The organism is Saprospira grandis (assembly GCF_027594745.1).
Lineage (GTDB): Bacteria > Bacteroidota > Bacteroidia > Chitinophagales > Saprospiraceae > Saprospira > Saprospira grandis.
In genome coordinates this window covers 184,995-211,612 of sequence record NZ_CP110854.1, presented here as the reverse complement: position 1 = coordinate 211,612, position 26,618 = coordinate 184,995, and the positions used below count along the sequence as shown (strand labels likewise).

Genomic DNA, 26,618 nt, shown 5'->3' with positions numbered 1-26,618 from the left:
GCGAAAGAGATTGGGCGGATTCTACAAATTTATTGTAAATTTGTCGGCAAAGTGGTAGGAAAAGATGCCATTTAAAAAAAGCAACCTAAGTAATATATGAGTAACAGACCTTTACAACAGTTAATGATTCTTGCGGTCTTTTGTCTGTCTGCTGTAAGCATACCGCTTACGGTTTGGGGGCAAACAGTACAGCGATGTGTAACAGGAAATACGGTAACAGCTTCTGGAACGGCTAGTTCTGGGGCTGTTGTCTTTAGTTCTCCGGGAGATTTTGCGCCGGGTCAGCAGATTGCTGATGTGGAAGTAGAATTGACCTGGTCGGTAGTGCCCAATGCCTGCGGAAGTGGGGTAGGGGGAACAGTTGATTTGTCGGATATAGGTTTTGAGTTAGTTTCTCCTACGGGGACCGTGGTCCGTTTGGTACAGACGGCGGCACAGGGGGGAGCGACTTATAGTGGAACTACGGCGGTAAATAGCTTAGTGACGACCTTCGCCTTTGGTGGGGCGGTACAGGGGGCGACTCCTGCTGCGGGAACCTATGCGGCGGCCCAGCCTTTATCGGCATATTGGGGCGAGAACCCTGCGGGGAGTTGGAGCTTGAACGTCATTCATGATGGGGGCGGGAGTTCTCCGGTTTGTGTAGAGAACCTTTGTATTCAGCTTTCGGCTTGTACGCCGGGTAGTTTGGCGGCACTTTGTCAGGCTACGGCTTCGGTTGCTTTGGATGCTAGTGGAAACCACAGCTATGAATTTATAGATGTAGATAATGGATCGGATACGACTTGTTATTTGCAATCGGCGGTATTTTCTCCTGCTACGGCTAGTTGTGCTGATGTAGGGGCTGGGCCGGTTACGGTACAGATGACCCTAACGGACCGATTGGGCAATACTGATTTTTGTTTTACCGATGTAACGGTACAGGATGTTACGCCACCAACTATTGATGCCTGTACGGCTTATCCTGCAGTATGGGACACCATTTATTTGGACAATACGGGAGTGGGGGCCTATGATGCGGCTGCGGCCATTGTGGCTACAGATGCTTGTGGAGTGAGCAATGAATTGGTTTCTCAGCAGGTAAACTTTCCTTTTACCTTTGGGCCGGTTCGCAACTTTGATTGTTCGAACAAAGGGACCAATAATATTTTCTTTCAGGCGCCAGACCCTTCTGGAAACGTACAGACCTTTGGGCCGATTAACGGTTGCCGGGCCAGAGTTGTCGTTTTTGATACTATTGCGCCTACGGCTCTTTGCCAAGACACTACCGTCTACTTAGACAATACGGGTAATGCAACCATTGATGGTAGCTTTATCGATAATGGAAGTAATGATATTTGTACCCCTTCCAACCTATTGCAATATCAGGTGAATGGGGCAACAACAATAACCTATAATGCGAGCAATATTGCCGCCTCGCCTAACAATGTGACCTTGACAGTTGTAGAGGCACAGTCTGCGGCGCAGGGGGGAAGTAATATTGCTACTTGTTCGGCTTTGGTGACGGTTTTGGATACTACAGCGCCTACAGCTATTTGTAGAAACCTTACAGTAGATCTTGATCCTGCGGGTAATGCGACCTTATTGGCTGATAGCGTAGGTATTTTGAGTACGGATAACAGTGGTTCTCCTTTGAGCTTTAGTTATTCTGGGGGGGCAACTACAGTAAGTTATGATTGTAGTAACCTCGGGACCAATACAGTAACGATTATTGTAGCCGACCCTTCTGGTAACCTAGACTCTTGTACGGCTACGATTACGGTAAGAGATACCACTGCACCCACGGTCATTTGCCAGCCCGCTACCATTTATCTAGACAATAACGGACAGGCTAGCTTGAGTGCGACAGATGTAGACAATGGTAGCTCGGATGTTTGTGATCCTTCGCCCACTCTTTTGATCGATGGGCAGGCGAACTTGAGCTATAGCTGTACGCAACTGGGTAATGGAAATACAGTGACCTTAACCGTAGAAGATGCTTCGGGGAATATTGACTCTTGTCAATCTGTAGTGACTGTATTGGATACGGTCGCTCCTGTAGCGAACTGTCAGAACATCACGGTATATCTAGATGCTTCGGGTCAGGTCCTTGTCAATGCGGCAGATGTAAACAATACGGGAACGCCTTCATCGGATAACTGCGGTATTGTCAATGAATATATTAACAACCAGGCCAGTCTTACTTTTGATTGTTCGGCGGTAGGAGCGGTACAAACTGTATCTTATTTGGTAGAGGATGCCTCGGGGAACTTAGATTCTTGTCAGGCAGACATTACTGTTTTGGATACGGTAGCCCCTGCGGCAATTTGTCAGAACATTAGTGTGAGTCTGGACCCAGTGAGTGGCCAAGTTGTAGTGAATGCAGCAGATATAGACAATGGTAGCAGTGACAACTGTCCTGCCTTTGTTTTGCGCATTAACGGGCAGGCTGCGGTAACTTATGACTGTAGTCAATTGGGGAACAATACAGCTACCTTAGTGATAGAGGATGCTTCGGGTAACCTAGACTCTTGTCAGGCTATTGTAGAAGTATTGGACCAAACGGCTCCAGATATGCAATGTCAGGCGAGCATTAGTTTGCCTTTGGATGCTAGTGGTCAGGCCACGGTAGTGCCTGCAGACATAGACAATGGTAGCACTGACAACTGTACAGTATTGAACTTGACCGTCAATGGTCAGCCTTCTATTAACTTTGATTGTACGCAATTGAACAACAATACCGTTTGGTTGATCGGAACAGATGGCTCTTCTAATGTAGACTCTTGTTCTACGATTGTGAATGTACAGGATACGACTTCTCCAGTTGCGCAATGTTTGAACATTGATGCTTATTTGGATGCTACGGGTTTGGCTACTGTTGTACCTGCTGATGTAGATGACAACAGCACGGACAACTGTGCGATCATCAACTATACGGTAAATAATGGTGGGCAAGTCAACTTTAGCTGTGCGGACATTGGTGCGCAGACCGTCATTTTAGAGGTAACAGATGCCAATGCCAATGCGAATAGTTGTCCGGCTACAGTAACAGTAAGAGACACCTTTGCTCCTGATGCGGTTTGTCGGACTCGTCCTTTGAACGTTAGTCTCAACCCCTCTGGTCAGGTAGCTGTATTGGCAACGACCATAGATAGTGCAAGTACAGACAACTGTGGAACCACCAACTTGCAGCTCAATGGAGCAGGTCAAGTTACCTTTGATTGTGATGATTTAGGATCAAATACAGTCAACTTGGTGGTTAGTGATAATGCTGGCAATGCAGACTCTTGTACGGCAACGGTAGTCGTTAATGATAATCAGTTTCCCTTAGCGCTTTGTCAGGCCGACACGGCTATTCTAGATCAGAATGGGGAAGCCACCTTATACCCTATAGACATTATTGACCCTGCTAGTGGAGACAACTGTGCAATTGTAGATAGTACCATTAACAATGCGGCTAGTCAGTTGTATGACTGCAGCAGTTTGACTGTTTTGACGGGAACGCCAGTTTTGGCCACCTTAGAAATCACGGATGCTGCGGGTAATCCTTCTAGTTGTCAGTCTCAGATTACGGTATTGGATACTATTGCGCCCAATGCGATTTGTAGAAACATTAGGGTGGTCTTGAACGCTACAGGGCAGGCGGTAGTGAGTGGGACCGATATTGATGGCGGTTCTACAGACAACTGTGCGATTACGACTTACTTTATTGATGGGGCCAACTCAGTAACTTATGGTTGTGCTGATATTGGGACCAATAGTGCTCAATTGATTGTAGAAGATGCCTCTGGAAATAGAGATACTTGTACAGCTACGGTAACGGTAGAGGACAGTCAGTTGCCTACAGCGCTTTGTCAGAACATCACGGTATATTTGGATGTGAATGGTCAGGCTGTGGTGAATGCAGTAGATATTGATGGGGGGTCTTTAGACAACTGTAGTCCTATTACGCTACTCATCAACAACCAGCCAAGCTTTACCTATACTTGTGCTCAGGCGGGCTTGACTGTAAATGCTCAGCTATCGGTAGAAGATCCTTCTGGAAATGTTAGTTTCTGTACTGCGCAGGTGACGGTAAGAGATACTATTGCTCCACAGGCCAACTGTAATAGTCCGATTGATATTTTCTTGAACAGTAGTGGTACGGCTACCGTAACGGCTGCTCAGGTGAATGGTGGATCTACCGACAACTGTGGAGTAACGGCAGTGAGTCTATCGGGAAGCAACTCTCAGACCTTTGACTGTAGTCAGATTGGGGTAAATACAGTAACCTTGATTGTTCGTGATGCAGCGGGTAATATAGACAGTTGTGTAGCGACAATTAACGTTTCGGACCAATTGGCTCCTACTGCAGATTGCAGAAACATTTTGGCCTATTTGGATAATAATGGTCAAGTGGTGGTAAGCACCTCTGATGTAGACAATGGTAGTGATGACAACTGTGGTACTCCGACCTTGAGCTTCTTGAATGGTTTGGATACCGTTATTTATAGTTGTGCCTACCTGGGTAGTCCTAACCTCTTGTCTTTGGTGGCCACGGATTCTACTGGAAATGCGGATACTTGTCAGTCTTTGGTGACGGTATTGGATACCCTAGCGCCTGTTGCTCGATGCCAGAACATTAGTGTTCAGCTAGATGCTGTAACTGGACAAGTTACTGTTCAGGCCATTGATGTGGATGCTGGATCTACGGACAACTGTGGAACCTTAAGTTATCTAATCAATGGACAGAACAGCTTGAGTTATGACTGTAGCAGTTTGGGCCAAGATACGGTAACCCTTAGTGTAACAGATGGACAGGGCTTGAGCAGCAGCTGTCAGGCTGTTATTACGGTAGAGGACCTAACGCCTCCAACAATGCAGTGTCAAAACATCAATGCTTATTTGGATGTGAATGGTAGTGTGACCATTTTGCCTTCAGATATTGATAATGGAACAGCGGACAATTGTGGACTACTCAGTTTGACCATTAACCGTCAAGCTTCGGTGAGTGTGACTTGTGCAGTAGCTGGCCCCAATGTCTTTACGCTTTATGCTACAGATGTAAATGGCAATGAGGATTCTTGTCAGGCGGTCGTTACCATTATTGATACCATTGCCCCAACTGCTATTTGCCAGAACATAGATGTTTATCTAGACATCAATGGCGATGCTCGGGTATTGCCTTCAGATGTTGATAATGGATCTAATGACAACTGTACGATTGTTAACTATCTCATTAACGGCAGTTCTTTTGTGGACTATACTTGCTTAGAGATTGGTAGCAATACAGTAACCTTAGTCGTAGAAGATGCGGCTGGTCTACAGGATAGTTGTCAGGCTACGGTAACGGTACATGATACTCTTCCGCCCACAATGGTTTGTCGTACGCCGCTCTTCCGCAACTTGGATAACAACGGACAGTTGGTGATTCAGTACTTTGCCTTAGACAATGGTTCTAATGATGCCTGTGGTATTCAGAACTATGCGCTGTCTCAGGATACTTTTGACTGTAGTCATATTGGGGCCAATACGGTCACGCTTTATGCTACAGACTTTAATGGAAATACAGATTCTTGTAGTAGTACCTTGAATATTCAGGATGCTACAGCTCCTACAGCTTCTTGTCAGAACGTACAGCTGTTGTTGGATAGCAGCGGTACAGTAGTGCTTTATCCTCAACAATTGGATGATGGCTCTACCGATAACTGTGCAGTAGCCTATTTTGAGGTAAACAACCAAGACAGTTTGATCTTAGACTGTACTGCTATTGGAAGTCAGTTTGTGACCTTGACAGTTTATGACTCTTCTAATATTCAGGCAAGTTGTTTTGCCAACGTTACTGTTTTTGACTCTATGCCTCCGGTAGCTGTTTGTCAGTCTATTACGGTGCAGCTAGATGCAGCGGGTAATGTTACTGTAGGCGCTACCGATTTGGATGGCGGTTCTTTTGATAACTGCGGCATCAACTCTATTCTTTTTGATGATGGTACGGCTAACCGCAGTTTTGACTGTAGTCAGTTGGGGCCCAATACGGCTAATATTGTTGTGACGGATGCCAATGGTAATCGCGATACTTGTTCGGCCATTATTACTGTAGAGGATGTTACTGATCCTATTGCAAGCTGTCAGGCGGCTACCGTATATGTAGATGCCAATGGTTTGGCCCAGATTGACCCTGCTGTTATTGATGACAACAGTAGTGATGCCTGTGGTATTGATAGTATGTATGTGAGTCCCGCCCAGCTCAACTGTAGCAATATTGCTGCTCCAGTCAATGTTGTTTTGACGGTAATTGATGCTAGTGGCAACAGCAATAGCTGTACGGCTAACCTAGCGGTTCAGGATACTTTGCCCCCCACTATGATTTGCCAAAATGCTACTGTTTATGTAGACCAAAACGGCTTTGTCAATGTGCCCGCCTCTGTAATTGATGGGGGATCTATTGACGCTTGTGGTCCTGTTAGCTTGGCCATCAATGGAGCGAGTAACCAAATTTATACTTGTGATAGTTTGGGCGTACGCACGGCCATCCTAACGGCGACTGACATTTATGGCAATAGCGATACTTGTCAGGCACAATTGACGGTTTTGGATACGGTGGCCCCCGACGCTATTTGTCGTGCTCCATTTGAAGCCTTCCTAGATGGAAACAGTGGTTTGGCTACGGTCCAAGCTCCTCAGGCAGATAGCGCAAGTAGCGATAACTGTAGCTTAGATCCTTCTAGTTATTTGCTAAACGGTCAAACGGCGCTTACATTTGATTGTACCGATGCAGGAACAAACCAAAACGTAGTGCTTACTGTAACCGATAGCTCTGGAACCTCTAGTACTTGTTCTACCGAAATTATTGTTCGAGATACAACGGCTCCTGTGGCCAACTGTAGAGCAACACTTTCTGTTAACTTGGATGCCATTAACGGTTTGGCTACGGTCAATGCGAGCACACTCAATAACAACAGTACAGATGTTTGTGCACCACCGCTTAGCTACCTCATCAATGGACAGCCTTCTTATCAGTATAGCTGTTCTGAAATTGGAAACAATACGGCTACTTTGACGGTAACTGATCCTAGTGGTAACTTTAGTACTTGTACCACCCAAGTGACCGTAAATGATGTGACTAGCCCCAACGCACAGTGTAACTTCAATGTACAAGTGCAGCTAGATACAAGCGGACAGGTAGTGGTTCAGGGAATTGATTTGGATAATGGCTCTACCGATAACTGTGGAGTAACTACTTACCTGATCAACGGACAAGCTTCGCAAACTTTTGATTGCTCTAATATTGGAAATTCCTTGGTGACCCTAACGGTCCAGGATTCTAGTGGCAACCCCAGTAGCTGTTCTTCTGTGGTGAATGTCCAAGATACTATTGATCCCGTAGCGGTTTGTCCCACTACTCCCGTAGATGTCTACCTAGATTCTTCTGGAATTGTACAGGTGGCCGCAGCAACAATTGATAGCGCTAGCTATGATAACTGTGGGATCCAAACCTATTTGATTAACAACACTAGCGCACAAAGCTATACTTGCCAAAATATTGGCCTAAATGGCGCTACCCTAATTGTTAGAGACCCCTCTAACCAACAGGCGAGCTGTGCTGTAGATGTTAATGTACTCGATACGATTGCTCCTGTGGCGATTTGCCAAGACGTAACGGTCACGCTAAATGCAAATACAGGCCAAGGTACTGTAGATGCTACTAGCCTCGATAATGGTTCTACCGATAACTGTGGAATCAATAGCTATCAAATCAATGGACAAGCACAAGCTAGCTTTGATTGTAGTAATGCAGGCGTAAATGTAGTGACGCTTACGGTAACAGATAATCAAGGGACCACTAGCCAGTGTCTATCTAATGTGACGGTGGTAGATAATAGCCAACCCACCATTAGCTGTACAAACGGCAATGTTTATCTGGACCTCAACGGAGATGTTTCTGTTTTGCCTACAGATTTTGCTACTGGAAACGATGCTTGTGGTATCCTTTCTTGGACTATCGATAGCTTGCCACAACGACTATATGATTGTTCCGCCATTGGCCAAACTTTCCAAGATACTATTCGCGCTAGCGATCCTTCTGGAAATACTGCCAGCTGCTTGGCCCAAATTACCGTGCTCGATACAATTGTACCTCAAGCCAATTGCAGAAATATTACGGCCCAATTGGATAGCTTCGGCAATGTGAATATTGCTGCAGTACAGATTGACAATAACAGCAATGATAATTGCTCGATTACTACTTACTTGATCAATAACCAACCCTCTGTTAGCTTCAACTGCGCCGATACTGGCCAAAATATAGCTACCCTGACGGTGGTAGACCCCGCCGGAAACCGCGACTCTTGTCAAGCTACTATTACTGTAGAAGACAATATCGCTCCTGTGGTGATCTGCCAAAATATTACGGTTCAATTGAATGCAAACGGTACGGTAACGGTGCCCGCTACTAGCGTAGATAACGGCTCTTCCGATGCTTGCGGTCCTTTGAGCTATACGATTAACGGCCAAACGGCCATTACTTACAACTGTACCAATATTGGAAACAATCAGGTGCAGCTAGAAGTGACAGATGCAAATGGGAATGCCTCAACTTGTCAGGCTACTATTACGGTAGAAGATAATTTGGCCCCCACGGTTAGCTGCCAAGCCTTTACGCTTTATCTAGATAATGGCGGAAACGGAACGGTTCGCCCTGTCGATGTAATCGATATGAGCAGTAGCAGCGACAACTGTAGCATTTTCTCTTATACTGTAAATGGTTCTACTACTGGAGTGAACTATAGCTGTGCAGATGTTGGACAAGATACGGTTATGGTGATCGCTAACGACTTTAGCAGTAATGCTGATACTTGTTATGCTGCTGTGACTATTGTCGATACAACCGCTCCTGTGGTAAACTGTAACAATATTTTGGTTAACCTCACGGCTTCTGGTGTAGATACCCTAACGGCTCAACAGCTAGGCGTAAATACCAATGATGCCTGTGGTATTGATACCGTACTCATTAACCCGCAAGTGATTACTTGTGCCGATATTGGGGTGGTGCCAGTTACGGTAACAGCCATTGATGTGAATGGCGTGTCTAGTGTTTGTATCTCTGATGTGACCGTGGTCCTCGATGGTCCTCAGCCCACGAGCAATGACCCACTTTGTGAGGGCCAAACCCTAACGCTCTTTGCCAACCCGCCAGCTACTGGCTTTAACTACAATTACCAATGGACCGGGCCCAACGGCTTTAGCTCTACCTTAGCCAACCCGACTAGAAGTAATATGCAAGCCGCCGATGAAGGCTTCTATATCGTAACGATTAGCCCGCAAGGCGCTCCCGGTTGCTCTCCTACCGATAGTGTGTTTGTAGATATGAATGTAGTGCCACCTCCCGTTATTGCCGTAAATGCTCCGCTTTGTGCCACTGGTCAAGCCGTATTTACCCTAGATAATCCTGGCGATTATAGCGGGACGAACTTTGACTATCAGTGGTTCTTTAACGGAACTTCTATTGGTCCAAATGACGATACCCTAATCATTAACAACATCGATACAGTGAATTCTGGCGATTATACGATGATTATTACTGTAGATGGTTGCCGCGATACTTCTGCCGCCCCCTTGGCCGTAGTCGTTAATCCGCTTCCTCTACCCTTTACGCCTTTGGCAAGCACGCCTTGCCAAGATAGTACCCTAGATCTAGATGCTAATGCGGATCCCGCTTCTACTTATACCTATCAATGGACGGGCCCCAACGGCTTTAGCTCTACTTTAGGTACACCTAGTATTAGCCCCGCTGGCCTAGCCGCCGCAGGTAGCTATGTCGTTACAGTTACCGACCAAAATAGCTGTACCGCTACGGGCGCAGTTACCGCTAGCATTATTCCTACTCCACAAACGCCTAGCTTGTCTTTCAATGAGCCGCTTTGTTTGGATGATGTCCTAGAATTGACCGATAGCACGATTTATAACCCCACTGCGGTTTATAATTGGTTCTTGGCCGATAGCAGCAGTCAACAGACCTTTATGGGCCAGTTGGTGGTGGTCGATGCTCTTGAAGGGTTCTATAGCTTGTCGGTAACGGAAAATGGTTGTCCCTCTCGCCTAGATAGTATTGAGGTGCTCTATGAACCCGCTCCCGATGCCCTAGATGATGCCTTTACACTCAATTTCCGCGACTCAATCACGGGAATGGATGTGACGCTCAATGATGCCGTTCGACCAAATGCTAGCGTTCAGTTGGTGAATGCGCCACTCAACGGAATCGCCACAATCAATGCGAATAATACCTTTGATTATGTGCCCGATCGCCTCTATTTTGGTATCGATTCTTTCACTTATGAGGTTTGTGACGCCACTTGTCCCACCATCTGTGATACGGCCCTAGTGGTCCTCGATATCCAATATGAAGAGCGCTGCCTCATGCCGAATGGTCTTTCTCCAAACGGCGATGGAATCAATGACGAGATCTTTATCGTCTGCGATGAAGAGTATCCCAATATGCAAATCCGCATTTACTCTCGCTGGGGCAATATGGTCTATGAAGGCGAACCTACTGGCTTTAATGGCCAGTTCAACGGCGCCGACCTACCCGATGGTACTTATTTCTATGTCCTAGATTATGGAGATGGCACTGACCCCTCTACCGGATATATTATTATTCATCGATAGGCCTAGAGCCAACAGAAAAAAGACCGCTACGCTTTAGTAGTGGTCTTTTTTTATGCCCAAAAACAGGCTAATGATGGGGTTTTGGGGCCTCCCGCAGCAAGCTGCGGGCGCTACGTTTCAGGGCTCGCAGGTCTGCTCGGCCCTTCAGCGCTGCGCGCTTCGGTCTGGCCTTCGGCCACCCTTGCACATCGCTAGGCCGCCTAGGGGCGCCTAGGGCCAAGGCCCTAGGCTTCGCAGTTTCTGGACCTAAAACAGTTTTTTGCTCCTAAAGAAGAGGACCAAAATAATAGAAATAAGCACGGCAATACCCATTAAGGCCCAAAAGGCATTGGGGTGTTGCATCATGGGCAAACTGACGTTCATGCCATAAAAACTAGCCACTAAGGTGGGCACCATCAACACAATAGTAATGACGGTGAGCCGCTTCATGACTTCATTCAAATTATTAGAAATCATAGAGGCCAGGGCTTCCATGGTGCCCCCCAAAATATTGGAGTAAATATGGGCCATCTCCAAGGCTTGGCGGTTATCAATGAGGATATCCTCAAAGAGGTCTTCTTTTTCCTCATCGCCCCGAATGCCTAAAAAATTGGTCCGCTGGATCTTACTCATCAACTGATTGATGGTGGTGAGCTCGGTGACAAAATAAACCAAAGACTTTTCTAGATTGAGCAACTTTTTGAGGTCCCGATTCTTAGAAGATTCATAAACCTCTTGCTCTACTACATTTCTACGGACGTTAATATCTTTGAGGCAGCGCAAATAGGCATAGACGTTTTGTTCCAAAATTTGCAAAACAAATAAAGAAGGGTCTCTAGGATCAAAGTCCTTGACCTTTTGGCCCAAAAAGCTCTGCAAGACCGAGTTTTCATAAGAAGAAATAGTAATAAAATAGTCGGGGGTCCAGATAAGGCCCATGGGCACCGTAATATAAAGGGTGCGCTCTTCGGTGCTATGATCATTGAGCACCGGCGTATTTAAGATAATGAGCTTGGCCTCATCGCTAAACTCGAAACGGGTCCGTTCATCAATATCCAAAGGGTCGGTCAGATAATCGAGATCGAGCTCTAGCTCTTCGGCCAGGGCTTCTATGCTGGCAATATTGAAAGGAGGCGAAATATTGACCCAGCAGGGGGCCTGCATTTCGTTGAGTTCTTGCAATTTGCGGTCTTCTAGGCGGTAATAACGAATCATTTGGTCACATTTTTCAGAAGCTCCAAACTTACAATAAACTTTAGGCTCTAGCTTATTCTAGGCATACTTTTTAAGGAGCCTAAGCATATTTTTAAATGCTCGGAATAGTTTGTACTTTTAGCTAGTTGTTTTCTTGGCTTAGGCGGCGAAGCCGCCGCCAAGGCGCGCAGCGCCTCGGCTGAGGGATGGACAGCAGTGGCCGAAGGCCAGACCCAGCTTTTTTGAGCGTAGCGAAAAAAAGCGCAGGGCCGAGCGAATAGCGAGCTGCGACACAGCCCGACCCGAGCCGAAGGCGAGGGGCAGCCCCAAAAAAGAATCAAAAAAAATCAGTAAAAAAAAGATAGATGTCAAAAAGTTGGATGTTTTTGCTCCTACTGCTTGCGGGTAGTTTGAGCGCACAAAAAAAAATGAGTTTAGAAGTAGAGCTAGCCGCTGATTGTGAGCTAGAAAATTTGCAGCTTTTTCAGTGGACCGGCACGCAGGTGGAGCCTTTTAGTGCGATGGAACTGACGAGCTCGAAATCGGCAAAACGCTATAGTTATAGTGGGAGTTTGGAGGAAGGAAACTATTATTTGGGGACCTCGCTCAACCAGATGCGGCCGCTTTATTTGGGCAATGAAAAAAAGGTAATTTTGACGGGCGTTTGTGAGGACATTAACGCCTATGAAATAAAAAAATCGAAGACGAATCAGGCTTTTGTGGCCATGTTGGATAGTATTCGGGAGCAAAGTGCTAGTTTTTTTGCCCTAGTTTCGGCCTATAAGCAAAATGTAAATGAGCCCAAAGTGCTGGCGGATTTGGATAAAAAGCTGGAGGCTTTGGATTATCGCCGCAAGTCATATTTGCTGGCTTTGAAGAAGGAGCAGCCCGAATTGGCCAAAATTGTGGGCTTGTATACCTATTTGTCTTATCAGAATAACAAAAGTTCGGCGGAGCAAAGAGAGGGCGATTATTTGGCCCAAACTTATTTTCAGTTTACGGACCTTTCTGATGGGACCTTCAAGCGGATTCCCTTCTTTTATGAGGCGATTAAAAGCTATGCGACTAATGTGAGTCGGGTGGGCTTATCGGCGGAAGAAGTGCAAAATTATTTGGACAAAACTTTGGATGCGGTGGGGCAGGAGAGTCCTCATCATCAGTCGGCTTTGTTGGGCGTGGCCTTTGGCTTGTTGTCGGCTCAGCAAAAAGAATTATTTGTGCAATATGCCGAGCGTTATCAGAAAATTCATGGCGGAAAATCGGAAGTATTGGACAATTTTATTCAGCAGCAGATTATTCAGGTTCGTGGAGCCGCTCCTATTGGTGGTTTGGCGCCCGATTTTGAGGTAGCCACGCCAGAGGGCAAAATGCTCAAGCTATCGGATTTGCGTGGAAAAGTGCTGTTGGTTGATTTTTGGGCCAGTTGGTGTGGGCCTTGTCGCCGCGAGAACCCGAATGTGCGCAAAGTTTATGAAAAATATAAAGATCAGGGCTTTGAAATTTTGGGTGTTTCCTTGGATAACAATCGCGATCGTTGGCTCAAAGCCATTGAAAAAGACGGTTTAGACTGGTATCATGTTTCTGATTTGAAGGGCTGGAGCTCTGCACCGGCAAAACTATATGGCGTTCGGGGCATTCCCTTTACCCTTTTATTGGATGCCGAGGGCCGAGTATTGGCCAAAAATTTAAGAGGGCCAGCTTTGGAAGCCAAGTTGGCCGAACTTTTTGAAAAAAAATAGGATGTTTCAATTTTCAAATTTAATTCCGCTTCCTTTAGCCGAAAAAGATTTATCGAGCTCTGAAGTTTGGGGCTGTGATTGGGCCTTAGTCGAGGGCACCGCTTATTTTTTGGAGGCGCCATCGGGGCGAGGAAAAACCACATTTCAGCATTTGCTCTATGGTTTGCGTCAGGATTATAGCGGTCAAATTTCATGGAAAGGCCAAGATATTCGACAATTTTCTGCGGAAGATTGGGCGCTTTTGCGGCAAAAGGAATTGGCCATTATTTTTCAGGATTTGCGTTTGTTTCCCCAGCTCAGCATGGCGGAAAATTTAATCCTCAAGCAGGAATTGAATCCCGCCATGGATCTGGACCAACTCAAAGCTGCCGCCGAAGAACTGGACATGATGGAGCATTGGGATCGGCCCACGGGGCTTTTATCTTATGGGCAAAAGCAGCGGATTGCGATCATTCGGGCGCTCAGTCAGCCCTTTTCCCTTTTGTTGATGGACGAACCCTTTGCGCATTTGGACCAAGAAAATATTCGCCGGGCTTGCCAACTGATTCAGCGCCGTTGCGAGGAAGAAAAGGCCAGCTTTTTAATTGCCAGTTTGGGCGACGATTATTTTTTGAACTACGATAAAAGCATTCGCCTTTAGGGGCCAAGCGGCAGGAGAACAAAAGTTTTTCTGCCGCTTTTTTAAGCTAAGAAAATGAACTATTTAGATATAGAAAACTGGAATCGAAAAGAACTTTTTGATCATTTTCGAAAATTTCAGGACCCTAGTTTTGCGCTAACTGTAGAGATGGATTTGACAAAAATCTATGCTCGGAGCAAGGCCGAAAAGCAATCTGTTTTTTTATTGTATTTGCATGCTTGTCTGCGGGCCATCAACCAGATAGAGCCCTTAAAATATCGGATAGAAGGCGATCGGGTCCGAATTTACGAGCGCATAGATGTTTCAGCCACCATTGCTCGGCCCGATCACAGTTTTGGGTTTTCTTATGTGGAGTATACGGAGGATTTTGCGCTTTTTTCGGAGCGTTTTCGTTTAGAAAAAGAGCGGATATTTAATTCGCGCAATTTATTTCCGCCTCGCAGCAGTTTGGGCTGCATTTATTGTTCTGCTGTTCCTTGGGTGCATTTCAAGGCGCATAAAGAGCCCTTTTTTGGCGACAAAGACATGAGTGTTCCGCATTTATCTTTTGGTAAAATTTTGCTGCGGGACAAAAAAATGATCATGCCCTTGGCCATCAGCGTCAATCATGCTTTGCTCGATGGATATCATATTGGGCAATTTATAGAGCGCTTTCAATTATTTTTGGATCAGTAATTTTTGAGGCCTCCGCCTCGCTTCGCTCGTCGGCGCTACGTTTCGCAGCTCGCAGGTCTGCTCGGCCCTGCGCAAAAAAACAAGTTTTTTGCTGGGTCTGCGGCTTTGCCGCACTGCTTCACATCGCTAGGCCGCTCATCTGTCTTTTTTTCTCTACTCTTTTTCTTCGGCCCTTAATTTCCCCCTTTCAAATAGCGGCTTTCAATTAGCAATTGGGCTAAAAAACAATGAATTTTTTTGGCGCTAAAAAAATTACGCTGATCAAAACAAGAGAAAAAAATAACCGCCCCAAAAAAAGGAAACGGTTTTAGTTTAATTTTTCATGAGCCGATGGTTTCAACCTTCGGCTCATTTTTTTGGGCTGTAGAATGGCTAGCTTTTTTGCGGTGGGTTTTAACCCACTGGTCCAAAAAAACTTCAAAAAAACAACCGCCAAGAAAAATCCCCTCGTATGAGGGGATGATAATTTTTTTTCTTAGCCCAGGGCCTTGGCCCTGGGGTTGCTATGAAATTTATGAGGCAGAAATAATAGCAATTGTTTTTATCGCTGACTTTTTCTGCGGTGAAAAAACTAATGGATTCAAAACCATTAAGAAAAACAACAACCACCCAAGCACAACCGCCAAGAAAAATCCCCTCGGATGAGGGGATGACAATTTTTTCCTTAGCCTAGGGCCTTGGCCCTGGGGTTTCGATGAAATTTTTGGGGATATAAAAAATCCCCCTTTCAAATAGCGGCTTTCAATTAGCAATTGGGCCAAAAAACAATGAATTTTTTTGGGGCTAAAAAAATTGTGCGGATCAAAACAAGAGAAAAAAATAACCGTCCAAAAAAAAGGAAACGGTTTTAGTTTAATTTTTTATGAGCCGATGGTTTTAACCATCGGCTCATTTTTTTTGGATGTAGAACGGCATTCTTTTTTGCTGTGGGTTTTAACCCACTGCTCTAGAACTACTAAAGAAAAATAATCTGCTCCAACCGCCGAAGAAAAAAACCGCCCATGTTTAAAGCGGTGGAGGATTTTAATCCTCCCCGCACTATAGATGTAAAATAGCTTTGTTGTATGGCTGTAGGTTTCAACCTACAGGTCCAAAAAACCAAAACCAAAACTGCCGAAGAAAAACAATGGCCTGAAAAAACTAGATGAGCGGCTGAGGGATAGAAAGCAGTGGCCGCAGGCCAGACCCAGTTTTTTTGAGCGCAGCGAAAAAAAACGCAGGGCCGAGCAGACCTGCGAGCTGCGACATAGCCCGACCCAAGCGAAGCGCAGGGGCAGCCCCAAAAAAAATAGAAAAAAATAAAATATTCTAGATAGGCTGGACAGCGACTTCCTTTTTTGTGAAAAATAAGGGCAAAACTTGCTTTTTTTGGTTTGGAAAGTTAATTTGGGGGAACCTAAAGACAAAACAGATAAATCGTGCGAAAAAATATTTATACATAATATAATTGGGCTAGTCGAAGTATGTGCTTCGGCCAGCCCTTTTTTTGTAGCAAAAACTAAAAGCTTATGCACACAATAACTTTTGAATGCGAGACCATTACGCCCATGTTTATGGCTGGGGCCGATGGAAAAACGCCAGAGCTTCGAGCGCCAAGTATAAAAGGGGCGCTGCGGTTTTGGTGGCGCGCACTTAATGGGCATTTGGAGTTGGAGGAGTTGAAGAAGAGGGAGGGGGAGATTTTTGGGAATACAGAGCAGCGTAGTAAAGTGTTGTTAAGGGTGCGGGAGGTGAATGTGAAGTATTCTGACCGAATATTTAAAAATTCTTCTCCGGAAGTATCAATGGATGTAAAGTACATGGCTTATGGAGTTCAAGATAACTACTACATTGAAGAGGGAAGTCGGTTTAATATTATTGTATCATGTCGCAACAAAGAAATTTTAGAAAAAGAAATAAAGCCAGCCTTTAGCGCATTAGTAGCATTTGGAGGTTTGGGAGCAAAAGGCCGTAACGGTTTTGGTTCTATAAAAGCATCAAATGTAGATGATATCGATATAGTGTTAAGATATTCTGCATTTAAACAAGAAATACAGGCAACATATACCGCACTTTCATCAAAAGTAAAAGTTTTTGAAGGGGTTTACTCGGTATGCAGTTGGGAGGTAGGAATATCTGATTTGAAACTTATTTATGCAGATAATGGGAAGAAAAAAGTTGATGATGAGAAAAAAGTCTATGTAGCAGCTCCATATCCTAATGTGAAGACTCCAGAGAGGCACGCAAAGCTTTTTTTTATGAGTTTTTTTGAGGTAAAGGGTGAGATCTATTATAGGATTACATTTATTCCATATCAATATTTGAGTGGATACCCATTAGGTAATGAAGTGTCTTATGATAGTATCTTTAAGACTTGGACTCAGGTGATTTATGATGAAGAAAATGGAATGAATGATAATGTTTGTAATTCGTCTGATCAAGGTGATTTTTTACTAAAAAAAAGAGAACATAATGATAACTACTAAACACCTATTCATATTTACCATTGGCCCAGTGCAGTCTTTTATTTCTAAGGCAAGAAAAACTCAGGACCTGTATGTTGGGAGTAGAATGCTTTCTGACCTTATTGGTCAGGCGATGGAAAAGCTTAAAAGTTTAGAACCTAAGGTTGAATTTGTTTTTCCAAATAAGGAAGTAGAATCTAAACCTAATCGTTTTGTAGCAGAATTAAGTAGGGCTTCCACTATTGACTGGCAAAGTCATTTTGAAGAATTACAGAAGCATATTTTTGACTACTTAAAAAAAGATGTAACTGGAGGTATATCTTTCCCTGCTAGTTGGTTTGCTCAGATAGAAGATTATTTTACTTGCTATTATAGTAGCCTTCAATATACTGATGACAAAGAATTTATTGCTGCCTTGGGTGACTTAGAGCGTCAATTAGCGGAGCGAAAAAATATTAGAGATTTTGCTTTCTTTGAAGAACAGGGACGCAAATGCATGATCGACGGAGAATATAATGTGAAAATTTATCGCAAAAACGATAAGGAAGAGAAGGCGAGTGATGATGAAAAACTTCGCAAGAACAAATATCTTTTTGATGATGACATCACCATTTTAGGAGCTAATGAACAGAGGTGTGTAAACTACAGAGCTCTAAAAAAGGGAGAGGGCTTATCTGCTATATCTTTTTTGAAAAGACTTTATGCACAAAAAAAGGGTATGGCCTTATTTCCTTCTATTGCTGAAATTGCATTACGGCCAACTATAGAGTCGGTAATAAATGATGAAGCAAAATTGAAAGCGATAGAGTTAGCACTTTTAGACTGTAAGTATAAGCTTGGTATACCCTTAAAAAAAGAGCATTTAAACCAAGGCCGTAAGGATTATGATGCTTGGGATTTATACTATGAAGATAACTGGACCAAAAAGCATTTTGAAGAAAATGATCTGGATTTATCTGCATTAGATAAAGGCAATCTTGTCATTGAAAAACGTGATGAACTCCTTAAGCTTATTAAGGGAGACAAGGATAATCCAAGAAAATTAGCTAAATATTATGCAGTAGTATTTTTTGATGCTGATGACATGGGTAAAAAGCTTCAAGCTGCAGAAAGTAAAGAAGATTACCAGCGATTATCGAATCGCTTGGCAAATTTTGCTCAAAAAGCTAGGAAGATTACAGATGAGAATGCTTGGGGAAGAACTGTTTATGCTGGAGGAGACGATTTTGTTGGTTTTTTCAATTTGAACTATGTCTTTTCGCAGCTAAAACGATTGAGAGTAGAATTTGACCGCATTGTCAATAGAGGAGAGGGCATGGGCGAAAAGGAAACAAAAGAATACCAGCTCACTTTTTCTGCGGGATTGGCAGTAGGCCATTATAAAACACCTTTAGGAATTGTTTTGAATGCGGCCAGAGGAATGGAGCATAGAGCAAAAGCAGTTGAGGGAAAAAATGCGATTGCTATTGCTGTTCTAAAACGATCAGGAGAGATTCATGAAACGGTATGGCCTTGGTCTTTTGAAAATGATGGACAAGAATACTGGCCTATAGAATTTTTAGATGAGCTTACTTCTATCTATAAGGCGGAAGAATTGTCCAAACGGTTTAATCAAAAACTTGCAGAACAGTTCAGGTCTTTAGTTGGCACAAATGGGAAACTAAAAAATGAATTACAAGATGTGCTTAAGCGTAATTTGCAAAAGCGATGGGAGCGTCAACTAAATGTAAAGGAAGAAACGACTGAAGACAGGCTATCTAACTGGAAAGTACTTTATAAACTACATGAGGAAACACATGAAAAAACCTATGGAGGCTTTCAAAATTTCATGTCGTTTATTGACATCGCTGAATTTATTTCTAGAGAACTAAACCGCAAATAAATAAGAACTATGGATAAGATTTTTGAAGTGACAATCAATCCTTTAGATACCGTTTTCTTTAGGGATGCCAAACCGTTTACAATGGGAGATGACAGTTGGGGGAATGGACTTTTTCCACCAGCACCTTCTGTTTTATATGGAGCGATTCGTTCTGCTTATTTATATCAACATCCTCATATCTTAGAAGAAGAATTAGTCGATACAGATCAAGATCCTTCTAAGAGTATTGAGGTGATTGGGGTTAATTTGAACTATAAGACTAGAGACTTATTTCCACTTCCTTTAGATTTAGTTCAAAAATTAGATAGACTGAAGGAGGAGGAAAAAGAGGATAAAAAGAGGGGGGTACAATATGCAGAAGTATGTTTGTTGAATTTAGAAGGAGAAGAAGAGGGAGATGGATCACAACAAATTCTATCTAAGGGGTTAGGGCAAATAGATGTGTTAACAAAAAAAGATACTAAAGTTGAGTTGTTGTCCCTAGGACTTTTAGCAGAAAATGTATATGATAAATACTTGAAAGGGCCAGATGTTTTTAATAATGCTGTTAGAAAGGCATATACATTAGATCAGCTTTTTGTAGAGGAGCCTAAAATTGGAAATCAAAGTGCAAGAACGCTTTTAACAGACAATGATAGAGCCTTATACAGAGTTGGTTTTAAACGAATGAAAAAAGATCTGAGTTTTAATGTAAAGGTTCGTTCTCTTGCAGACTTATCAGTTTTAAACAAAAGTTTTATTCGGTTAGGGGGCGAAGGTAAATTGGCTAAACTAGCGGTAAAGGAAATTGAGCTAAAAAATAAGCCCATTAAGCTAGACACGGTATTTAAGTTAGTATTAACTAGTCCTACTTTTTTTGAAAAAGGTTGGTTTTCTCAAGAATTAGCAGATGCAGGTTTTGAGCTAATTACAGCAGTTGTTGGTAGCCCTGTAGCTATAGGTGGATTTGACTTAGCAAAAAAATGTCCCAAACCACTTAGAAAAGCAGTTCCCGCAGGTTCAGTCTATTATTATAGAGCAAGTTCAGAAGCTCAAATTAACAGTTTTTTTAACGGAAAATTTTCATTATGCAAAGTTGAAGCTGACCGAAAGCAGGGCTACGGTTTGTTTAAGCTAGCGAAAAAGTAATTGGATATGTTGCATATAATTAGCACGGTAGGAACTTCTATATACTCTAATTTTATATCGGATAAAAACACGAAGCCAATTGATGATTTGAAGTTGGATGATTTACGTGACAAAATAAAATCTAACCGAGAGTCAGAGGAAGAAGACATAGAGTATTGGCCACCAGAAGGTGTCTTTGAGAATTGGCTAAAAAAGTATAGAAAAAAAAAGGACTACTGGCTTAAAGCTAGTGAGACTGATGTCAATGTCGAAGCATCCGCAGAAATTCAGTCTATCATCAAAATCATTGAAGAGGCTAAGCTTGAAAAGGGGGCTAAAGTAAAGTTGTACTTTGTTGCAACAGATACCGCAGAAGGTTGTTCTGCGGCTCGTATTGTAGCCCATTTTTTTAGTTCAGGCATTTATAAAGAAGGTGCAGCGGCTAAAGAAGTAGAGATAGAAGTAGTTGGTTGTAAGTTGTTGGAAGAAAATCCAAAAACTACTGATGGAATAAAGGAAATAAGAAACTACCTGTCAGTTGACTATCAGTCTGAGGTAGATGATCAAGCTTTTGCTGTGGCTGGTTTACAGGTGAAAAACCTAAAAGAATTTCAAGAAAAAGGGCTTTATAACTTGCTAGAAGTTGTTGGCATTTTGAGTGAGCAAGCTTCATCCAAAAAAGACCAGCTAGTCCTAAATATTTCTGGGGGCTATAAAGCAATGATTCCAGTAATGACTGTTTTTGCACAGATTTTATCTGTTCCCATTAAGTATATCTATGAGGAAAGTGACGAACTCTTTACCCTAGAGCAGTTTCCGATTGATTATGATTGGGATTTGATTATGGAGTACTCTCATTTCATTAAAGAATTTAATGCATTAACGAAAGCTATACAGTTAAAAGAAGAGGACCAAATAAAAGAATGTACTGAAGAAGAGAAAAAAACAAAGGAAGTTATAAGTTTGAAGGAGATGAGGGTTAGGTCATCTGAAAAATTAAAAACAAGATTTATTGTTAGAGCAGTAGATGGTGAATATCAACTCACTTATTTAGGCAAATACTTGAAAAAGTATTTAAGCAATGATAAAGGATTTTATAAAGCAGATATTTTAGGAAAAATTGCAGAACATTTGATAGGGGCTTATTTTAATAAAAAAACTAAACCTGATAAAGAACATCAGTACACGATACTAAATCCAACTCCATTTTTTGAAGGGTACAATTTTTTATGGGATAAAGAAAAAGATATATTAAGTCTTTACAGTGATAAGGATAAAGAAGCCTTATCTACTACTGAAAAGAATGTTTGTAGATCTGTAAACGATGTAGATTTGGAGCTGATTAGGTGTACGGGTAATGAGGAGGCTGAGTGGTGTCTCTCAGAAATAAAAACTATTCAGGCCTTTCAAAATGCTCTGTCTAAAAAGAATCTTAATAAGACAAAGTCACAGTATAAAGCGAGGATTTTAACACAGATAGGGCTTTGGGAGGAAAAATTGAAGACTGCGAGCTTTAATTTACCTGTTAATGATAAAAAATGGGGTAGAGTAAGTTCTTTGGGTTTTAGGATTGTTTTTTTAGACTTTAAGTTTAAAGAATTTACTTTATATAGTTTTCCATTTGTGAAAAAAGGAGTTGATGAAAAAGCAAAGGAGATTGTCGAGTATTTGAGTACTGATGAACAAATTCAAAAAGAGTTGGAAAGATTAAATATTTCTTTATCTATTGATATTTGGATGTGTGTTTCTAAAGTGGAAAAGGGTAGTGATGGAAAACTTAAATGGGCTGAGGCTCTTCTAAATCCAGGAAAAGGGATTCAGTGGAAGTTAATACAAGAAAGTTTTGTGAAAAATCTAAAATAAAACAATAACACTATGTTTACAGAAAATAAAATTTTATTCCTACAGGCCAAAAGCCCTGTACATGCGGGATCAGGAAATGATTTAGGCTATATTGATTTACCCATTCAGCGAGAGAAGCATACGGGGTATCCAAAAGTGGAGGCTTCTTCTTTGAAGGGAGCTATGCGTGAGCGTCTAGAAAGTGTAGGTGAAAAAGTAGATAAGATAATGGGCTCTAAAAATAGTGGAGACCATGCTGCAGCACTGGCATTATCTGATGTTCGACTACTATTTTTTCCTGTGAAATCACTAAGGGGAACCTTTGCATGGGTAACTTGCCCTGCTGTTTTAGAGAGCTTTAAAGATGCTTTTGAACTTTGTGGTGGAACTAGCACTAATATAGCTTTTCCTCGTTTTGAGGATAAACAAAAGGTTTACTGTGGGGATGATTGTGAGCTTTTTGTAAAAAATACTAATCTAGTTTTGGAAGACTATAGCTATACGGCAGAAAAACGAACAGAGGTTACTGCTTTTGCTCAAAAGCTAGGAACTATTTTGTCTATCAAAAATTTAGCTCAAAAGCTATTGATTGTACCAGATGATGAGTTCAAAGATATTGTAGAACTACATACAGAAGTAATTACTCGTAATAAAATATCTGAGAAAGGAACAGCTGAAAACCTCTTTAATGAAGAGTTTTTGCCTGCAGAAAGTATTTTATACAATATGTGTTTTGCTCGAAAAGATTTTAAAGATAAAGAAAGTTCGGCAGTTCATATTATGAATGCGTTTGAGAAGTTCTTTTTAGAAGATGATGCTCCTCTGAAATATTTTCAGATTGGCGGAGATGCTAGCTTAGGGAAGGGAATTGTCAAAGCAACTATTTACTCAGCACAATAAATAAAAAGAACTATGTTAATAATGCGAAATACAGATCAGAAATTGGCTGCTTATGCCTTAGAATGTGTAAAAAACGTAGAGGGTAGAGAAGGAAAATATGCCAGCTATGTTAAGTCGTTTTCTATGATGATACATAATTCTGGTTTACGTGCAGCTATGGCTTTTGCTGCACAGAAGTCTAAAAAGTCTTCTACTGCTAGTAGTCCTTCTGGAGATGCTCCTGCTTGGGGGAATTTGTTTAAGGATGTAGCAAACTTTTGGAAGACTGAGAGTGAAATTCTAAAAAACAAATTTACCCTTATACACTTTATTGGTCCTGTATGGCAAAAAAAGGTAATAAACGTTTTAATCGAAATGGATAATGCTGAATATCGTCAAGCACAAAGAGAAGCCTTGAAATTACTGGCTTGGTTGAAGAATCTTTTACCTGAAGACGCTTAAAATAAATGACTTATGAGTATTTCATTCTTTAAAGACCGGCGTTTGCCAATAGCCCAAAATGGGCTGGAAGATAAGGTGACTGAATTAAATTTTTCTATACTGTATTATCACTATCCACATTGGGACAAAGAGGATGACTTTCAATTTTTTTGGGAAGAGGAAGAGGATAAAACCAGAAAAAATAAAAAACCCAAAAAAATAAAAACCCTTTGTGGACATACTATGAGGTCCAATACAGATCAGAATGCTTTTTTCCCTTCTGCTAAGCTAGAAGGCCTTGTAAAAGATCAAAAAGACGTAGTAGAGGGATTATTTCCTAATTCTAGTACTTGTTTTGATTTAGAGGTAGATGGGAGCATGGCTATTGGTCTGGGAATATCTTCTGTTTATGAAACAGGAATTTGTCTGCACCATACTTATGCAGTACCTTATATTCCTGCAACAGCCATAAAAGCAGTTTTTAGACGCTATTTGGAAGATGAAGGAAATGAATCTTTAGTGAGTAGTTGGTTGGGATTTTCTGACGAAGAGACAAAAAATGCTGCTAAGGGAAAAATTACTTTTTTCGATGCTTTTCCTTACAAAGTTAAACTAGCTCCAGATATAATTAACAGTCATTATCCTAAATGGTATAGTGATGGTAAAACTCCACCAGCAGATTGGCAAAGCCCTGTTCCCGTATTTTTTATGAGTCTAAAAGATGCAAAATTTCAGTTTGCTTTTGCTTTAAAAGAGGGTTCTAAAGAAGATTTAGAAGAAATAAAAACTAAACTCACCCAAGCCCTCCAAAACCACGGCCTAGGCGCCAAAACCGCAGTAGGCTACGGCTTTTTCAAATAACCCCTTTCAAATACCACGGCAGAAAAATCATCGAGATTTTTCTGCCGTTTTTTTTTGCTTACGCTTGCAATCCCCAAAAAATAAACTTAACTTTAGAAACAACAAAAAAATACGGCCCCATGATCAATCTCCAGCAAAAACTTCAAGATTATAAACTGAGCAAAAAAATGCTCAAGGTATTTTACGGCATTTCTTATCCCACCTTGCGCAAACGCCTAAGGGCGGCGGGCTTGGATGAATTTATTGGCCGCAGAAAATTTTTGTTTGGGGAGTTCCTTCTTATTTTTCGGGCGTTGGGCCAGCCCGAGCAAATTTATGCGGAGCTGCAAGAGCTGGCGCAAATTTATGAGCAACTCATTAGCTTGGGCTTATTGGCAGGGCAATCGCAAAAAGATTTGCCGAAGAAAGCAGCAAAAAAGGAGAACCCGCAGAGCAGTTCTTCAAATTTATCTTTGTTGCAAGCGCCTTTAAGGTTACTCAACCGCTTTATTGCCCTTTATTATCAGTTGCTTTTGCAAGGATGGGAGCTGATGCAAACCCAAAAAGCGCATCCCATAATTTTGGGACAGGCAGCCTAAGCTTTTACCGAAAATTATAGTAGGTTTGCAAAAAAATATGAAAATATATAAGGATATCGTCCAAATTAGAGAGGCACTACTTAATGGCAGTTTTTTTAATCCAGAGAAGACATTTGCCGATAGTCTAGAAGATATACATGAGGCCGAAGCAATAGTAGATCAGCTTGGAGATGCTGTAACGGAAGAGGGCTTGATCCTGCTACAAAAAGCTTTGCATTTAGATCCAAATAATCCAAAGGTTTATGCGAAGCTTGGAGAATATGAGGGGCAGGAGGAAATAGAAGTTTATTTTTGGAATAAGCTAGGCAGCACTAGATACGAAAGAGTCCTTAAAGAGTCTTTAGTGGTTAGAGGTCAAGACTTTTGGGAGAACGAACATGCCCGTTCTTATTTAAGGATAAAGGCCGAATATGCAGAGGATTTACTAAAGAGTGACTATATTGATGCAGCGATGTCAGAATATCAAACAATATTGGAACTTGACCCCAAAGATCATTTAAATCTAAAAGTTTTTTACGGAGTCCTCCTGTTGGAGTTTGAAGAGGATGAGGCTTTCGAGGAGTTGTTGCAGATGTATGAAGGACAAGAGGTAGAAGCAGGATTCTTGTTTAATCATGCCCTCTATTTGTTTAAAAAAGAAAAAGGACGTAGCCCAAAAGCAAATAGTCTATTAGTAAAAGCCGATCAGTTAAATCCATTGATTACCATATATCTAATGAATGCTAAATTATCGCTTAGTTGGGAAGATATGCAAGCTAGAGGTATTTTTGCTCTGGATGAGGAAGCACAGTCTTATGTCAGTGCGGCAAGATATCTATGGAAGGATACAAAAGGAACCCAAAGATGGTTGCATAATCTTCACCGCAGAATAACAACAGGAAAGTAGTTTCCCCCTTTCAAATTTCATAAGCCGATGGTTTTAACCTTCGGCTCATTTTTTTAACACGAAATGCTTTTCTATTTCAAGACGCTTCATTTTTTAATGCGATTTTTTTGGGGCCTCCGCTTCGGCTTCGCCTTGCGGCGCTACGCTTTGGGGCTCGCTGTTACTTGCTTCGCTGCGTCGGCTCCCGTTGGTCGGGTCGCTCGGCCGTTATTCCCTTCGGTCATCGAACTGCGACTTTCAGCCTTGTTGTCGTTTTTTGAGCGTAGCGAAAAAAACTCGGTCTGGCCTGCGGCCACCCCGCCGCATCGCTAGGCCGCTTATCTGTATTTTTTCTCTAAACTTTTTTCTTCGGCCCTTAATTCGCCCTTTCAAATAGCGGCTTTCAATTAGTGATTGGGCTAAAAAACAATGAATTTTTTTGTACTGGAAAAAAACTAATCGTTCAAAAAAAGCCAAGAAAAAAAAGCGAACAAGGACTTTAGTCCGCTAGTTCGCTCAAGTCTACAACCCTGGGCTTCAGCCCAGGGCGGTAATAATAGCAATTGTTTTTATTGCTGACTTTTTTTGTGTGGAGTTTAAGTGTAGAATTGTTTTATGGCCATGGACTAAAGCCCATGCTTGCGAATCTATGCAAACTGGCGGGCTAAAGCCCTTGTTTGCTTGAAAATGGAAAAGATTTTTAGTTTATCTTTCATGGGCCGATGGTTTCAACCATCGGCTCATTTTTTTTGGAAGTAGAACGGCCTCCCTTTTTGCAGTGGGTTTTAAGCCACTGTTCCAAAACAACCAAGAAAAACAACAAGCACCCAAGCACAACCATCAAGTTTCTATGAAATTTTTGGGGATATAAA

General features: G+C 42.2%; 16 protein-coding genes. 13 read left to right on the top strand and 3 right to left on the bottom strand.

Going from position 1 to position 26,618, the window contains the following annotated elements:
• Positions 1-96: 96 nt before the first annotated feature.
• Entirely contained in the window at positions 97-10,620 is a 10,524-nt protein-coding gene (locus OP864_RS00785) for a T9SS type B sorting domain-containing protein (RefSeq protein ID WP_270099425.1), read from the top strand.
• A gap of 246 nt (positions 10,621-10,866) precedes the next feature.
• On the opposite strand, the gene OP864_RS00780 is transcribed toward OP864_RS00785, so the two are convergent.
• On the bottom strand, positions 10,867-11,814 hold the full coding sequence (locus OP864_RS00780) for a magnesium transporter CorA family protein (RefSeq protein WP_270099424.1): 948 nt from the start codon (positions 11,812-11,814) through the stop codon (positions 10,867-10,869).
• Between the two features lie 138 nt (positions 11,815-11,952).
• Positions 11,953-12,165 carry a hypothetical protein gene (locus OP864_RS00775; protein ID WP_270099423.1) on the bottom strand — a complete coding sequence of 71 codons (213 nt, stop codon included), beginning with the start codon at positions 12,163-12,165 and terminating at the stop codon, positions 11,953-11,955.
• On the opposite strand from OP864_RS00775, the gene OP864_RS00770 reads away from it, so the two are divergent.
• From OP864_RS00770 to OP864_RS00760, 3 genes are read left to right on the top strand one after another with little or no spacing between them, the layout of a single operon-like run.
• Positions 12,159-13,532, top strand: a complete 1,374-nt coding sequence (locus OP864_RS00770; RefSeq protein WP_270099422.1) for a TlpA family protein disulfide reductase — start codon at positions 12,159-12,161, stop codon at positions 13,530-13,532. The genes OP864_RS00775 and OP864_RS00770 overlap by 7 nt on opposite strands.
• 1 nt (position 13,533) lies before the next feature.
• On the top strand, positions 13,534-14,172 hold the full coding sequence (locus tag OP864_RS00765) for an ABC transporter ATP-binding protein (RefSeq protein ID WP_014373210.1): 639 nt from the start codon (positions 13,534-13,536) through the stop codon (positions 14,170-14,172).
• A 54-nt stretch (positions 14,173-14,226) separates the two neighbouring features.
• Entirely contained in the window at positions 14,227-14,847 is a 621-nt protein-coding gene (locus OP864_RS00760) for a CatA-like O-acetyltransferase (protein ID WP_270099421.1), read from the top strand.
• Between the two features lie 1,082 nt (positions 14,848-15,929).
• Here OP864_RS00760 and OP864_RS00755 read toward each other — a convergent pair.
• Positions 15,930-16,361 (bottom strand): hypothetical protein, encoded by a 432-nt coding sequence (locus tag OP864_RS00755; RefSeq protein WP_270099420.1) that lies wholly within the window; start codon positions 16,359-16,361, stop codon positions 15,930-15,932.
• On the opposite strand from OP864_RS00755, the gene cmr1 reads away from it, so the two are divergent.
• The 9 genes from cmr1 (at position 16,356) to OP864_RS00710 (ending at position 25,767) form a co-directional block, all read left to right on the top strand.
• Positions 16,356-17,312: a type III-B CRISPR module RAMP protein Cmr1 gene (gene cmr1, locus OP864_RS00750; RefSeq protein ID WP_270099419.1), complete on the top strand. Its 957-nt coding sequence runs from the start codon at positions 16,356-16,358 to the stop codon at positions 17,310-17,312. The genes OP864_RS00755 and cmr1 overlap by 6 nt on opposite strands.
• On the top strand, positions 17,299-19,173 hold the full coding sequence (cas10, locus tag OP864_RS00745; RefSeq protein ID WP_270099418.1) for a type III-B CRISPR-associated protein Cas10/Cmr2: 1,875 nt from the start codon (positions 17,299-17,301) through the stop codon (positions 19,171-19,173). The genes cmr1 and cas10 overlap by 14 nt, the downstream gene beginning before the upstream one ends.
• Before the next feature lie 9 nt (positions 19,174-19,182).
• Positions 19,183-20,301: a type III-B CRISPR module-associated protein Cmr3 gene (gene cmr3, locus OP864_RS00740; protein ID WP_270099417.1), complete on the top strand. Its 1,119-nt coding sequence runs from the start codon at positions 19,183-19,185 to the stop codon at positions 20,299-20,301.
• A gap of 6 nt (positions 20,302-20,307) precedes the next feature.
• On the top strand, positions 20,308-22,143 hold the full coding sequence (locus OP864_RS00735; protein ID WP_270099416.1) for a hypothetical protein: 1,836 nt from the start codon (positions 20,308-20,310) through the stop codon (positions 22,141-22,143).
• A 12-nt stretch (positions 22,144-22,155) separates the two neighbouring features.
• Positions 22,156-23,022, top strand: a complete 867-nt coding sequence (cmr4, locus tag OP864_RS00730; protein ID WP_270099415.1) for a type III-B CRISPR module RAMP protein Cmr4 — start codon at positions 22,156-22,158, stop codon at positions 23,020-23,022.
• A 21-nt stretch (positions 23,023-23,043) separates the two neighbouring features.
• Entirely contained in the window at positions 23,044-23,463 is a 420-nt protein-coding gene (gene cmr5, locus OP864_RS00725; protein ID WP_270099414.1) for a type III-B CRISPR module-associated protein Cmr5, read from the top strand.
• Between the two features lie 12 nt (positions 23,464-23,475).
• Positions 23,476-24,303, top strand: coding sequence for a type III-B CRISPR module RAMP protein Cmr6 (gene cmr6, locus OP864_RS00720; RefSeq protein ID WP_270099413.1), 828 nt, complete (start codon positions 23,476-23,478; stop codon positions 24,301-24,303).
• A 119-nt stretch (positions 24,304-24,422) separates the two neighbouring features.
• Positions 24,423-24,881 carry a hypothetical protein gene (locus tag OP864_RS00715; RefSeq protein WP_270099412.1) on the top strand — a complete coding sequence of 153 codons (459 nt, stop codon included), beginning with the start codon at positions 24,423-24,425 and terminating at the stop codon, positions 24,879-24,881.
• Between the two features lie 37 nt (positions 24,882-24,918).
• Entirely contained in the window at positions 24,919-25,767 is an 849-nt protein-coding gene (locus tag OP864_RS00710) for a hypothetical protein (RefSeq protein ID WP_270099411.1), read from the top strand.
• The last annotated feature ends 851 nt before the right edge of the window (positions 25,768-26,618 follow it).